The sequence below is a fragment of the Phycicoccus sp. CSK15P-2 genome (assembly GCF_016888005.1).
GTDB lineage: Bacteria > Actinomycetota > Actinomycetes > Actinomycetales > Dermatophilaceae > Phycicoccus.
In genome coordinates, this window is record NZ_JAFDVE010000031.1 from 13,764 (window position 1) to 27,154 (window position 13,391).

Here is a 13,391-nt window from a genome sequence, read left to right on the forward strand (position 1 = left end):
GTCAGCTCTCCGTTCCGCTGGTCGACCGGGTGGTGGCCGGTGTCGGCTGATCGCCGAACCGGGCCCGCAGCTCCCGCTTGAGGATCTTCATGCTCGGGCCGAGGGGCATCGCGTCGACGACCTCGACCCGGCGGGGGTACTTGTGCTTGCCGAGCCGCTCGCGCGACCAGGCGATGAGCTCGTCCGGGTCGAGCGGGGTCTCGCCGGAGGGGACGACGACAGCGCAGACCTCCTCGCCGTAGGTCTCGTCCGGGAGGCCGATGACGGCGACCTGCTCGACCGCCTCGTGCCGCGAGAGGACCTCCTCGACGTCGCGCGGGTAGACGTTGAACCCGCCGCGGATGACGAGGTCCTTCTTGCGGTCGACGATGCGGATGAAGCCCTCGTCGTCCTTGACCCCGATGTCACCGGTGCGGAACCATCCGTCGACCATCACCTGGTCGGTGGCGTCCGGGTCGTCGAGGTAGCCGGCGAAGACGTTGTGCCCGCGGATGACGACCTCGCCGCGCTCCCCGGGCGGGAGCAGGTGGACCTCGTCGTCGACGGAGTCGTCGGCGATCTCGACGTCGACACCCCACACCGGGTGCCCGATCGTCCCCGGACGCGTGCCGAAGAGCTTCTGGTTGGACGAAGCCGTCGGGGACGTCTCGGAGAGGCCGTAGCCCTCGTAGATCGGCGCCCCGAAGGTCTCCTCGAACCGTTCGAGCACGACGACCGGCAGGGACGCGCCGCCCGAGACGCAGTCCCGGAGCTGCGGCAGGGCCGTGGCGGAGGCGGCGGCCTCGAGCAGCTGGACGTACATGGTCGGGACGCCCATGAAGATCGTCGCCCGCTCGCGGACCATGAGGTCGATGGCCTGTGCGGCGTCGAAGCGCGGCTGGAGGACCAGGGTGGTCCCCAGCCGGAAGGTCGTGTTCATCGCGACGGACTGGCCGTAGACGTGGAACAGCGGGAGGCTGCCCATGACGATGTCGTCGCGGCGGATCTCGTTGCCGTCGAAGGCGTTCGTCGTCGCGTTCATCACGAGGTTGAGGTGGGTGAGGAGGGCACCCTTGGGCAGCCCGGTCGTCCCCGAGGTGTAGAAGATGACCGCCGGGTCGCCGGGGTCGCGGGTGACGTAGGTGGGCAGCGGCTCGGCGGCGTCGGCCAGCCCCGTCACGGACGCGGCGGGGACGCCGGCCTCGGCGGCGGCCGGCTCGGCGAGCTGGGCCAGGGCGTCGTGGTGCAGCAGGAGCTCGGCGCCGGAGTGCCCGAGCGTGTACGCGACCTCACGCACCCCGAGCAGGGTCGGGACGGGCACCACGACGCCACCCGTGGCGAGGATCCCGTAGTAGGACGTGACGAACTCGGTGACGTTGGGGGCGAGCAGGGCGACCCGGGTCCCCGGACCGACGCCCCGGGCCCGCAGCGCGCCGGCCGCCCCCAGGGCGTGCTGCCAGAGCGTGGCGTAGTCGGTGCGTCGGTCGCCCTCGACCACCGCGAGGTGGTCCGGGCGGCGGCGGGCCTGCTCGGCGAGCAGGGTGGCGAGGGAGAGGCTGGTCATGTCCGTCCTTGCTGGGTCGACGAAGGGGCTGCCCGAACGTGTGTGAACACGCGGCGCCACGTGCGGCGTGTTCACACACGTTCGGGGGGGCGGAGGGGGTGGGGGCCCCCGGGAGCCCGCGGCGGGGGTGCCCTTCTCCGGCGGGGCGTCACCGGCGGACGAGGCGTCCTCGGTGATCTCGGCGTCGCCGAGGTCGCTGGTCAGCACCTCGGTGAGGTCCTGGCCCGCTCCGCCCTCGAGCTCGACGATCTTCATGCCGGACAGGCCGAGGTGGCTGTCGGCGGAGTACCGGAAGGGCGCGTAGCCCGGACCCTCGAACGACGCCCCGTCGGACTCGATGGCCTCGACGATGCCGTCGCGGCTCAGGTTGTCGCCGGCGGCCATCAGGGCCTGGACGAAGGTGTACGCCCAGGACATCCCGTAGACGCGGTAGTTCGTCAGGTCGCCGTCCTCGCCGTGCTCGTCCCAGACCTGCTGCCACAGCTGGACCCACGGGTCGTCCGGGGTGTCGACGCCGGGGATGTACTCGGAGGTCATGACGCCGTCGAGCAGGGCCGTGCCGTCCGTCACCTTGCCCTCGGAGAACCGCGCGAGGAGCGACCCGACGAGCGTGGGGTCGGAGCCGACGTTGCTGTAGAACCACTGCGGCTCGTAGCCGAGCGTGAGCGAGACGAGCTGCGAGAGCGCGGTGTAGGACGGCACGTTGAAGCCGATGACGAGGTCGGCGCCGGCTGCCTTGAGCTGTGCGACCTGCGGGGCCACGTCGGTGTTGCCGGGCGTGTAGCGCACCGCCTCGACGACCTGGTCGTCGATGTACTGGCGCACGCCCTGCTCGCCGTCCTCGCCGAAGTCGTCGTCCTGGAGGAAGAGGCCGACCTTGGCGTCGGGCATGTTCTCCTTGATGTACTGCCCGATGATCTTGCCCTCGATGACGTAGTCGGGCTGCCAGCCGAAGGTGTAGGGGTACTCCTGCGGTGTCTCGCCCCACTTCCGCGCACCCGAGGACACGAACAGGTCGGGCACCTTCTCCTCGTTGAGGAAGTCGATGACGGCGCTGTGCGTCGGGGTGCCCAGACCCCCCACGATGCCGAAGACCTCGTCCTGCTGGACGAGCTCGTTGGTCACCTGGGTGGTGTTCGTCGGGTTGTACCCGTCGTCCTTGATGACGAGCTCGATGTTCTTGCCGTTGATGCCACCGCTGGCGTTGACGTAGTCGAAGTACGCCTTGGCCCCGCCGGGGATCTCGGAGTAGCCGGGTGCGGCGACACCCGTGAGCGGCCAGTGCCCGCCCACGGTGATGGTGTCCTCGGTGACGCCGGGGACGTTCTCGGGCGCGTCGGCCGACGCGTCCTCCCGGCTCTCGCCGGCGCCGCACGCGGTGACGAACGTGCAGGCCGCCGCGGCGACGGCGACGGCTGCCCGACGCCCCCTTGTCGTGGTTGGGCTCCTCATGACGACCTCTCTCTCTCGGAACTGGGTGGTGCGTCGTGCTGGGGTGCGGGGGCGGCGGCCGCGGCCCGCAGGGCCGCGCGGCGCGCCTGCCGCATGCGGACGGTGCCGACGAGCCCGCCGGGAGCGAGCAGGATGACGAGGACCATGACGACCCCGTAGACGAGCGGTGCGAGCTCGGCGGCCTGGACGTCGGTGAGTCCGAGGTCGCCGCCGAGGCCCGTGGCGAGCTGGGGCAGGAAGGTGAGCAGCGCGGCGCCGATGAGCGCGCCGGCCAGGCTGCCGAGCCCGCCGAGGACGATCGCCGTGACGAGGGTGAGCGAGAGCGTCAGGGTGAACCCGCTCGGGGCGGTGAGCCGGACGACGAAGGCCATGAGACCCCCGGCCAGCCCTGCGCAGGCCGCGCTGACGACGAAGGCGAGCACCCGGGCACGGCCGAGGTCGATGCCGGCGAGCTGGGCTGCGACCTCGTCGTCGCGCACCGCCTTCCAGCGGCGGCCGACCCGGCTGCTCGAGACGTTGGCGAGCAGGACGAGGACGAGGACGAGCGCCACGCCGGCCAGGTAGGCGACGTAGCGGCTCGACGACGGGTCGGTGGCGGTGAGGAAGAAGACGGCGTCGGCGAACCACCCCGGGACCTCAGGCAGGGGGACGGTCAGCCCCTGCTCCCCGCCGAGCAGGTCGCTCCAGAAGATGGCCAGGCCGGGGACCGCGATGGCGAGCGCGAGGGTGGCGCCGGCGAGGTAGGGGCCGTGCAGCCGGGCCGCGGCCATGCCGACGACCGCACCGACGAGGGTGGCGACGACGACCGCACCGAGGAGCACGACGACGACCGGCAGGCCGGAGTCGGACCGCTGCAGCACCGCCGCGGTGTAGGCACCGATCGCCATGAAGGCGCCGTGCCCCAGTGAGAGCTGGCCGTTGAGCCCGGTGAGGACGGTGAGCCCGGCGGCGGCGATGGCGAGGTAGGAGAACGACGCGAGCTGGGAGACCCGGAAGCTGCCGAGGAAGGACATCAGGGCGACGACGACCACGACGCCGACGGCGCCGACGACGAGGTGGCGTCCGAGCGTGTGGTCGGTGACCCGGCGCAGGGCCTGGGGCTGCTGCACGTCAGACCCTCCGCTCGTGCACGGTCGCGAAGAGCCCGCCGGGCCGCACGAGGAGGACGACGACGAGCACGAGGAGCGCGGAGAGCGGAACGACCTCCGACCCGACGTACCCGCTGACCAGGCTGAGGGTCAGCCCGAGCGCGAGGCCCCCGACGACGGCGCCACCCGGGCTGTCGAGCCCGCCGAGGACCGCGGCGACGAAGCCGTACACGACGACCGAGTCCATGTATCCCGGGTGGACCAGGCCGCCGCCGGCGATGAGGATGCCGGCGAGCGACCCGACGACCGAGGCCAGGGCCCAGCCGAGGGTGAGCATCCGGCCGACCTTGACCCCCAGCAGGCGGGCGACCTCCGGCCCGAACGCCGCGGCCCGCATCCGCAGCCCGATGTCGGTCCCTCGGAAGAGCGCGACGAGCAGGCCCATGACGACGAGCACCGCGACCAGGGTGAATATCCCGAAGCCGGTGAGCGGCACGGTGCTGTCGCCCACCTGGAAGCCGCGGATGCCGAAGGGTGCGGGGAAGGACCGGAACCGTGCCCCGAAGACGATGGCCGCCAACGAGTGCAGCACGATGAAGAGCCCGAGGGTGAGGATGACGGCGTTGATCTCCGCCTTGCCCTCGACGTGCCGGACCACGAGCCGCTCGATGACTGCACCGAGGAGGAAGCCGCTGAGCAGCGCGGCGACGAAGCCCACCCAGTAGGAGGCGCCGGCGTCGATGAGGACCAGGGCGACGTAGGTGGTCACCATGGCCATCGGGGCCTGGGCGAAGTTCACGATCCGCGTGGAGCGCCAGATCATGACGAGCGCCAGGGCGAAGGCGGCGTACACCGCGCCGAGCGTCAGCCCGGTCAGCAGGATCGAGAGCAGCTGCTGCACGTCGTCGTCCTCTCGGCTCGAAGGTGGCGGGTCAGAACCCGAGGTAGGCGTGGCGGAGCGAGCTGTCGTCGACGAGGGTCCGGGCGTCGTCGTGGACGACCACCTTCCCGAGGTCGAGGACGAGCCCGACGTCCGCGATGGACAGGGCGCTGCGGGCGTTCTGCTCGACGAGGAGGACGGTGAGTCCCTGCTCGTCGACGAGGCCGCGCAGCAGGTCGAAGATCTGCCCGACGACGCGCGGCGCGAGGCCGAGGGAGGGCTCGTCGAGCAGGAGGATGCTCGGCTCCGCGAGGAGGGCGCGGGCGATGACGAGCATCTGCCGCTCACCACCGGACAGCGTGTGCGCCACCTGGTTCGACCGGTCGCCGAGAAGGGGGAAGAGCCCGAAGACACGCTCGAGGCCGAACCGCCGTTCGGTCTGCGGGCGGGCGCCCAGCGAGCCGAGCCGGAGGTTCTCCTCCACGGTGAGCTGGGCGATGACGCCGCGGCCCTCGGGCACGTGGGCGAGACCGGCGCGGGTCATCTCCTCCGCGGGGGTCGAGAGGAGGTCGGTGTCGCCGAGGGTGGCGGTGCCACGGGTCGGCGGGACGAGGCCGGAGAGCGTGCGCAGCAGGGTGGTCTTGCCCGCGCCGTTGGCGCCGAGGACGGCGGTGACCTTGCCTTCGGGAGCGGTGAACGTCACGCCGTCGAGCGCGCGGACGGCGCCGTAGGTCGTCGTGAGGTCCTGGACGTCGAGCACGGTCACGACCCCGCCACCGGGTCTGAGGACGCGTCGGCGTGGCTCACCGCGTCGCCGAGGTAGGCGGCGACGACCGCCTCGTCCTCGCGCACCTCGTCGGGTGTGCCCCGGGCGATGAGCCGTCCGAAGTCGAGGACCGCGATGTCGTCACAGACGCTCATCACGAGGTCCATGTGGTGCTCGACGAGCATCACGGCCATCCGGTCGGTGAGCCCGCGGACCAGCTCGCCGAGCTCGGCCATCTCGTCGCTCGACAGACCGGACGCCGGCTCGTCGAGGAGCAGCAGCTCGGGCTCGACGACGAGCGCCCGGGCCAGGGCGACCTTCTTGCGGATGGCGTAGGGCAGGCTGCCGGGGTACCGGGGCGCGTGCTCGGCGATGCCGAGCTCCGCGAGGGCGGCCATCGACCGCTCGCGCAGGGCCGTCTCCTCGCGGGTGCTGCCCGGCAGGGCGAGCAGCCCGGACCAGAAGCCGGCGCGGGCGTGCCGGTCGGCGCCGACGGTGACGTTCTCGAGGACGGTCATCCGCTCGAACAGGCCGAGGCCCTGCAGGGTGCGCGAGATGCCGAGACCTGCGAGGTCGTGCGGACGCAGCCGGGACAGCTGCTCGCCCTTCCAGGTGATGCGCCCCTCGCCCGGGCGCTGGAAGCCGCACGCGACGTTGAACAGCGTGGTCTTGCCCGCGCCGTTGGGGCCGATGACGCCGAGCACCCGGCCCTCGCTGATGTCGAGGCTGACCTCCGAGAGGGCGGTGATTCCGCCGAATCGCACCGTGACGCCCTCGAGCCCGAGCAGCGCACGACCGGTGTCGTGCTGCGCTTCGGCATGGACAGCCGTCACGGTGGCTCCTCATCGTCGGGGACCCCAGGGGCCCCAGCCTGGACGGAGTGCACAAACCGGCGATATGGGCGCGCAGCACAAAATCACTGGTGCGCTCCGCCGTGTTCGTGCCACCCGGGCTGACAAGCACTGTGCTCGGATGCCACCCTGTGGCCATGCCCACCCCGGGAGCGTCCGGACTCGTCTCCCCTCCCCCCGGCACCGGCGTGCTCGCCGAGGAGCAGCTGGAGCAAGCGCTGCGGCGTGCCTGGGGCGCGTTGCTCCCGCAGGCGGACGCCATCTCCGACGCCATCACCGCGGCGATCTTCGAGAAGGACCCGGAGTGGTACGAGGGGGCGCCCGAGAACATGCTGGCGGACGTCCGCCGCAGCACGCGCGAGCACGTCCGTGGCGGGCTGCTGACGATGTCCGGACGGCCCGACGCCGAGCACCGGGTCACCGAGGTCTGGCGGCAGACCGGCCGCCGGCGAGCCCGTCAGGGGGTCCCCCTCGAGCTCGTGCTCAACGCGTACACGCTGGGCAGCCGGGTGCTCTGGGAGGCGCTGCTGGAGCTCGGCCCGCGCAGCGAGCTCGGCCTGGACGACCACGTGCTCAACGTCGCCGGGCAACGGCTGTGGCACTCCCTGCACGTGCAGAACGCCGTGCTCATCGACGCGCACCGGCGCGAGAGCGCCCGGCTCGTCCGGCGCGACCTGCACCGGCAGGCGGGGTACCTCGACGGGCTCATCGACGGCCGCGGAGCGGACCCGGCGTTCGCCGCCGAGGCGGCCGAGACCCTCGGGGTCGCGACGGACGAAGCCCTCGCCTGCGTGGCGGCGACGGTCGAGGAGTCCCTCGGCGAGCCGCTGCGCTCGCCCGACGACCGGCTCGAACGGGCCGGACGGACATCGGCCTGGTACGTGCGCGGCGGGGTCCAGGTGGGTCTGGTGCCGATGGGCGGCCTCGGCTGCGGCGAGCTCGTCGAGCTGCTGCGGCCGGCGGCCACCGGCCGGGTCGGCGTGGCGCTGGCCGCGGACGGGCTGCGCGGGTTCGGCAGCGCCTACCAGCTGGCGGTGCGAGCCGCGCAGACCCTTCCCCGCGGATGCGCCGACGTCGTCGCCGTCAACGACCGCCTTCCCGAGGTGCTGCTCAGTGCCAACCCCGACATCACGTCCCTGCTCGTGGAGGAGTCCATCGGCCCGCTGCTCAGCCAGCCCGAGGGACACCGTGAGGTGCTGCTCGACACCCTCGCCGCACTCCTCCGGTGCAACGTGTCGCACTCGCGCGCCGCCGAGGAGCTGTTCTGCCACCGCAACACGGTCATCTACCGGCAGAAGCAGATCGAGCAGCTCACCGGACGCGACCTCCACGTGGCCCGCGACCGCCTGCTGCTCGCTCTCGGGCTGATGTCCACCGGCCGGTCGGTACGTCCTGCACGGGGCTGAGTCGCACCCGAGGGTCGTCGGCCCGAGCCGGGCCGGCTGGTCACTCGCGCGGCACCACCGGCCGTGGAGGGGCCGGTCCTGCGCACCAGCCCCCGGTGTGTCGCCTGCCCATCCTGGCGTACCACCCTGCACGTCCGCCCGCGCCGCCACGGGCCTTGCCGAAGCGCGCGCGCCTCGGGACACTGGTCGCGGCGGTCGGCGGCACCAGCCACGGGGACGCCTCTCGAGGAAGGCCACACGATGACGGACGCAGCCATCCAGCTGTTGGTGGGCACGACGAAGGGAGCCTTCGTCGTCGAGGGGGACGCCGGGCGCACGCAGTGGTCGGTCCGCGGGCCGTACTGCGACGGCTGGCCGGTCAACCACATGGTCGGCGACCCACGGACGGGGACGATCTGGGCCGGCGGCGGCGGTGAGTGGTCCGGCGCAGGGGTCTGGCGCTCGGCTGACGGCGGGCACTCCTGGGAGGTCACCAAGCTGACCACGGGGCAGGTCGACGAGTGGGCCGCGAACGACCCCGACTTCGCGGCGATGGTCGGCTGGGAGGAGGGTGGCGCGCCCTTCGGGGACCAGTTCGGCCAGGTGTGGTCGCTCGTCCGCGTCGGAGACCGGCTCTACGCCGGGACCAAGCCCGCGATGCTGCTGGTCAGCGACGACGACGGCCGGACGTGGGAGACGGTCAAGGGGCTCACCGACCATCCGTCCCGCGAGGAGTGGGGCCCGGGCGCGGCCGGGCTCACGTTGCACACCATCGTCGCCGACCCGGAGGACCCGGACCGGATGTGGGTCGGCATCTCGGCCGCCGGGGTGTTCGTCACGACCGACGGCGGCGTCACGTGGGAGCGCTGCAACGACCTCGCCGACCCGGCCGAGGGTGGCGGCGCGAGCCATCCGGCCGGCCCCTCCGACGGGCAGGTCGGGATGTGCGTCCACCACGTCGAGCACGCCGGGGGCGACGTGCTCTACCAGCAGAACCACTACGGGGTGTGGCGCTCCGACGACGCCGGGGGGACCTGGCACGGCATCGGCGAGGGGTTGCCGTCCACGTTCGGGTTCCCGCTGTGGACGCACCCGCGCGACGAGCGGACGCTCTGGACGCTACCGCTCAACGGCGACATGGAGGGGCGGTACCCGCCGGACGCCTCGGCGGCCGTGTGGCGCTCCCGCGACGGCGGGACCACCTGGGAGGCCCAGCGGGAGGGCCTGCCGCAGGAGTCCTGCTACTTCACGGTGCTCCGCCAGGCGATGACCGGCGACCGGCGGGACCCCGCGGGCGTCTACTTCGGGACGAACACCGGCTCGGTGTTCGCCAGCACCGACGAAGGCGAGACGTGGGTGGAGGTCGCGCGGCACCTGCCGACTGTCCTGTCCGTCGACGTCCTCGAGCCGGCTCCGGCCGCGGCCGCCGGCTCGTAGGCTGACGGCATGGCGACGAAGACCGCGGCAGGAACGACCGTCGAGTTCAGCGGGGCCGTCGAGGTGCTCGGCCCGGTGACGCTCGTGCGGCTGCCGGACGACGCGAGCGCCGCGCTGCCCTCCCGGGGGCAGGTGGCGGTGCACGGGTCCTTCGCGGGCAGGGAGCTCGCCACGGTCGTCGAGCCCGACGGGCGGCGCGGTCACTGGCTGCGCGTCCAGGACACGCTGGCCTCCGCGGCAGGGGTCGAGGAGGGCGACCCGGTCGAGGTCACCCTCGTCGTCGCCGAGGAGTGGCCCGAGCCCGAGGTACCGGACGACCTCGCTGCGGCACTGGGTTCCGCACCCCAGGCGATCCGGGAGGTCTGGGAGGACATCACGCCGATGGCCCGGTGGGAGTGGGTGCGCTGGGTCGGGGCGACGAAGAACGCGGACACGCGAGCCAAGCGGGTCCGGGTCAGCCTCGACAAGATGGACCACGGCAAGCGGCGGCCCTGCTGCTTCGACCTCTCCTCCTGCACGGACCCGGACGTCATGCGCAGCGGCAAGCTCCCCGAGCCGTCCTGACTCCGGGCCCCGGCGCGCACAGCGGACGCGGGTCGTCCGGTTCTTCTCCTACGGTCTCCGGGAAGCCAGCGGAAGAGACCCCGGAGGAGCAGACATGACGGACACGGAGCGGCTCAGCTTCGAGGAGGTCCGGGAGGCCGGGCCGGACGACTGGCGGCAGATCATCGGGCGGCTGAAGGCCCGCTACCGGACCGCCGACTTCGCGTCCGGGGTCGCGCTCGTCCACGAGATCGGGAAGGTGACGGACGCCGGCCGCCGGCCCGAGGTCGTCCTCACGGACGCCGACGTCGTCGTGGCCCTGCCCGGCGCGAGCGACGCCGGCGTCACCCGCACCGACCTCGAGGCTGCGGCGCGGATCAGCGAGGCGGCGGCCCGGCTCGGAGCGTCGGCGGACCCCGGCGGGATCACCCAGCTCGAGCTCGGCCTGGACACCACGCACGGCGAGGAGCTGGCGCCGGTGTACGCGGCCCTGCTCGGCTCGGAGGTCGTGCAGGGCGAGCCGGTGGACCGCACGGGCCAGGTTCCGACCCTGTGGTGGCAGGGCCCGCCCGACGGCGACGCCGGGCCGCCGCTGCCGGAGCCCACCGTCCCTCAGCGCTGGCACGCCGACGTGTGGGTCGCGACGGACGAGGGCGAGCGCCGTGTGGCCGCCGTGCTCGAGGCCGGCGGCCGGCTCGTCAGCGACGCGGCCGCGCCGTCCTACTGGGTCGTCGAGGACGCCGATGGGAACCGGTCCTGCGTCTGCACCGTCGCCGACCGCGGTCGATGACCGTCGACCACCTTCCGCGCGGCGTCAGGGGCGGAGCATCACCTTGATCGCCTCGCGGCCGTCCATCGCGGCGTAGCCGGCGGGGGTCTCCTCGAGCGAGAGCGTGCGGTCGAAGACCCGGCCCGGGTCGACGCTGCCGTCGAGCACGCCCGGCAGCAGCTGCTCGATGTACGCGCGCACCGGCGCGACCCCGCCCGTGAGGGTGACGTTGGGCCCGAACAGGACCCGCCCGACCGGGCCGTCCGAGTACTGCGGTACCCCGACCCGGCTGATCGTGCCGCCGGGGCGGACCACCCCGAGCGCCTGCTCGTAGGCGGGCAGGTGCCCGACGCACTCGAGGACCACCGGGCTGCCGCCGTCGGTGAGCTCCTTGACGGCAGCGATGCCCTCGTCCCCTCGCTCGGCGACGACGTCGGTGGCGCCGTACTCGCGGCCGAGGTCGGTACGTGCCTCGTGGCGCCCCATGAGGACGATGCGCCCGGCGCCCTGCTGGCGGGCGGACAGCACGGCCAGCAGGCCGACCGCGCCGTCCCCGATGACCGTCACGGTGCTGCCCTCGGTGACACCGCCGGTCCGCGCGGCGTGCCAGCCGGTGCCGTAGACGTCCGAGAGGGTGAGGAGCGAGGCGAGCATCCGCTCGTCGGTGTCGTCGCCGACGCCGGGGACCGGGACGAGGGTGCCGTCGGCGAGAGGGACGAGCATCGCCTCGGACTGGCCGCCGGGAGTGCCGAGGCCGTCGAGGTCGCCCCACCAGCCGCCGTTCACGCAGGACGTGTGCAGACCCGCACTGCAGAACTCGCAGTGGCCGCACGAGATGAGGAAGGGCGCGATGACGAAGTCGCCGGGGCGCACGGTGCGCACCTCGTCGCCGACCTCCTCGACGACGCCGACGAACTCGTGGCCGATGGGCTTGCCGCCCTCGACCGGCTCGGCGTTGTGGAACGGGTGGAGGTCACTGCCGCAGATGCACGACCGGACGACGCGCACCAGGGCGTCGGTGGGGCGGCGCAGGGTGGGGTCGGGGGCGTCGACGACGCGCACGTCGCCGGCGCCGAAGATATAGGTGGCTCGCATGCCCCCATCCCACACCGTGCCGTGCGCTCCCCGCGAGTCGGGCCGCCCCACCTTTCTCGCCTGATGCCGGAACCTCCGGTCACGCACCGGATACTTCGGGGTGCGTGACCGGAGGTTCCCGCCTGGAGCCGGTGCCTGCACTCACCCGTCGGCTCGGCCCGGTCATCCGGTGGTGACGCGCTCGATCCGGGTCCAGCCCTTCCGTCCGCGCGCCTCGAGGATGGCCAGGAGCCGCGGCGCTGCCGGCGCCGCCTGGCTCGTGGTGGCGTCCATGAGCCGGACGAAGGGGTCGTCCAGCCCCTCCTCCGACCCCAGCTCCCCGGCCTCGAGGGCCCGCTGTATGAGCCGCTCCAGGACGTCGGCGAGTGGCCGTGGGTGCGCCATGAGCGTGGAGGGTTGACGCAGCGTCCAGGTCAAGCGCCGGTCTGGGCGTGCTGTCGGCGCAGGTGCGTGCCCCCGCCGACGGAGTGGCTCAGCGCCGGCGGCGGACCACCACCACGACGACGGCCGTGAGGGCCGCGACGACCGCGGCGCCGACGGCCGAGGCCGCGAGCGTGGGGCGGCCGTGGTCGTCCGTCGCGGCGTCCTGCACGCCACGCAGCCGCTGCTGGGTGCGGCTCTTGACGTCGAGCTTGGCGCCGAGGGCGTCGATGGTGGCCGCGAGGTCCTCGCGCGTCTCCTCGACGTGCGCCTCGAGCTGTGCGGGGTCCGAGGGGTCGGGTACCGCCTGCGGGGTCCGGGGCCCGTCCGGGGTGGTCGCGCTCATCGTGGGTCTCCCTCCGGTGTCGGAGCGGTGGTGTCGGGGTGGGCGGTGCCGGGGTGCTTCACGGCCTCGACGTCGGCCTTGACGTTCTCGACGCTGCGCTGCACGGGCGGGGTGGACTCGGCCACCTGCTTCTTGCCGACGAGGGCAGCGACCCCGGCGGCGGCGAACAGCACGACGGCGACGACGAGCGCGGCCAGCCAGGCGTCGACGACGAGGGCGAGCCCGAGGATCGCGGCGGCGACGAGGGCGCCGAGGCCGTAGAGGGCCACGACCCCCGCGGTGCCGAAGAGGCCGGCGCCGATGCCAGCGTGCCTGACCGACTCCTGCAGCTCGGCCTTGGCGAGGGCGATCTCGGAGCGGACGAGCTCGGAGAGGTCGGTGCTCATCCGGGCGACGAGCTGGCCGGTCGTCGCGTCGGGGTCGGGCCCGGTGGCCCGTGGGTCGGCGCCGCTCACGACGACCGGTGCTTTCCGGGCGTGCCGGCCGGGCCGGCCGCCGTCACACCGTCGGTGGGCGGCACCTCGGGCGTCGCGTCGTCGGCGCCGTCCCCGCGGTGGCGCTCGACAGCCTCGCTCGCCCTCGCGCCCACCTCGCTCGCCTTCTCGCCGACCTTGCGCCCGGCCTCTCGGCCCTTCTGCAGGGCCGTCTGCTGAGTGCGGTCCACGCCCTTCTGCACGCGCGGGTTGGACCAGATGCTCCGCGCCGTGTCCGCGATCTCCTCGTACCGCTCACGTCCGGCTCTGGCACCGAGCACGTACCCCACCGCGGCGGCGGCGAGGAGGGTCAGCTTCGACATGGTGGGTCCTCTCGACGGGG

At 73.2% G+C, this 13,391-nt stretch carries 14 protein-coding genes; 4 read left to right on the forward strand and 10 right to left on the reverse strand.

Annotation, left to right across the window (positions count from 1 at the left end; translation table 11 throughout):
* Position 1: 1 nt before the first annotated feature.
* From JQN72_RS19000 to JQN72_RS16605, 5 genes are read right to left on the reverse strand one after another with little or no spacing between them, the layout of a single operon-like run.
* A complete protein-coding gene (locus JQN72_RS19000) occupies positions 2 to 2,995 on the reverse strand; it encodes an AMP-binding protein (protein ID WP_307812779.1) in 2,994 nt (997 codons plus the stop codon).
* Positions 2,992 to 4,104: a branched-chain amino acid ABC transporter permease gene (locus tag JQN72_RS16590; RefSeq protein ID WP_307812781.1), complete on the reverse strand. Its 1,113-nt coding sequence runs from the start codon at positions 4,102 to 4,104 to the stop codon at positions 2,992 to 2,994. Before JQN72_RS16590 ends, JQN72_RS19000 begins: the two co-directional genes overlap by 4 nt.
* Position 4,105: 1 nt before the next feature.
* Positions 4,106 to 4,984, reverse strand: coding sequence for a branched-chain amino acid ABC transporter permease (locus tag JQN72_RS16595; protein ID WP_204136249.1), 879 nt, complete (start codon positions 4,982 to 4,984; stop codon positions 4,106 to 4,108).
* Between the two features lie 31 nt (positions 4,985 to 5,015).
* Positions 5,016 to 5,729, reverse strand: a complete 714-nt coding sequence (locus JQN72_RS16600; protein WP_307812782.1) for an ABC transporter ATP-binding protein — start codon at positions 5,727 to 5,729, stop codon at positions 5,016 to 5,018.
* Positions 5,726 to 6,562 carry an ABC transporter ATP-binding protein gene (locus JQN72_RS16605; RefSeq protein WP_204136250.1) on the reverse strand — a complete coding sequence of 279 codons (837 nt, stop codon included), beginning with the start codon at positions 6,560 to 6,562 and terminating at the stop codon, positions 5,726 to 5,728. The genes JQN72_RS16600 and JQN72_RS16605 overlap by 4 nt, the downstream gene beginning before the upstream one ends.
* A gap of 155 nt (positions 6,563 to 6,717) precedes the next feature.
* On the opposite strand from JQN72_RS16605, the gene JQN72_RS16610 reads away from it, so the two are divergent.
* The 4 genes from JQN72_RS16610 to JQN72_RS16625 all read left to right on the forward strand — a co-directional run bounded on the left by JQN72_RS16610 (position 6,718) and on the right by JQN72_RS16625 (position 10,735).
* Entirely contained in the window at positions 6,718 to 7,986 is a 1,269-nt protein-coding gene (locus JQN72_RS16610) for a CdaR family transcriptional regulator (protein ID WP_204136251.1), read from the forward strand.
* 240 nt (positions 7,987 to 8,226) lie between these two features.
* Complete coding sequence (locus JQN72_RS16615; protein WP_239100796.1) at positions 8,227 to 9,402, forward strand: sialidase family protein; 1,176 nt, start codon at positions 8,227 to 8,229, stop codon at positions 9,400 to 9,402.
* 9 nt (positions 9,403 to 9,411) lie between these two features.
* Positions 9,412 to 9,966, forward strand: a complete 555-nt coding sequence (locus JQN72_RS16620; protein ID WP_204136252.1) for a YdeI/OmpD-associated family protein — start codon at positions 9,412 to 9,414, stop codon at positions 9,964 to 9,966.
* A 94-nt stretch (positions 9,967 to 10,060) separates the two neighbouring features.
* Positions 10,061 to 10,735, forward strand: coding sequence for a VOC family protein (locus JQN72_RS16625; RefSeq protein WP_204136253.1), 675 nt, complete (start codon positions 10,061 to 10,063; stop codon positions 10,733 to 10,735).
* 24 nt (positions 10,736 to 10,759) lie between these two features.
* Here the strand turns inward: JQN72_RS16625 and JQN72_RS16630 are convergent, their stop codons facing one another.
* The 5 genes from JQN72_RS16630 to JQN72_RS16650 all read right to left on the reverse strand — a co-directional run bounded on the left by JQN72_RS16630 (position 10,760) and on the right by JQN72_RS16650 (position 13,371).
* Positions 10,760 to 11,809: an alcohol dehydrogenase catalytic domain-containing protein gene (locus JQN72_RS16630; protein WP_204136254.1), complete on the reverse strand. Its 1,050-nt coding sequence runs from the start codon at positions 11,807 to 11,809 to the stop codon at positions 10,760 to 10,762.
* A gap of 162 nt (positions 11,810 to 11,971) precedes the next feature.
* Positions 11,972 to 12,193 carry a hypothetical protein gene (locus tag JQN72_RS16635; protein WP_204136255.1) on the reverse strand — a complete coding sequence of 74 codons (222 nt, stop codon included), beginning with the start codon at positions 12,191 to 12,193 and terminating at the stop codon, positions 11,972 to 11,974.
* Positions 12,194 to 12,281: 88 nt separating this feature from the next.
* Positions 12,282 to 12,575, reverse strand: a complete 294-nt coding sequence (locus JQN72_RS16640) for a DUF3618 domain-containing protein (protein WP_204136256.1) — start codon at positions 12,573 to 12,575, stop codon at positions 12,282 to 12,284.
* A complete protein-coding gene (locus JQN72_RS16645; RefSeq protein WP_307812784.1) occupies positions 12,572 to 13,030 on the reverse strand; it encodes a phage holin family protein in 459 nt (152 codons plus the stop codon). Before JQN72_RS16645 ends, JQN72_RS16640 begins: the two co-directional genes overlap by 4 nt.
* Positions 13,027 to 13,371 carry a YtxH domain-containing protein gene (locus tag JQN72_RS16650; RefSeq protein ID WP_204136257.1) on the reverse strand — a complete coding sequence of 115 codons (345 nt, stop codon included), beginning with the start codon at positions 13,369 to 13,371 and terminating at the stop codon, positions 13,027 to 13,029. The genes JQN72_RS16645 and JQN72_RS16650 overlap by 4 nt, the downstream gene beginning before the upstream one ends.
* Positions 13,372 to 13,391 lie beyond the last annotated feature (20 nt).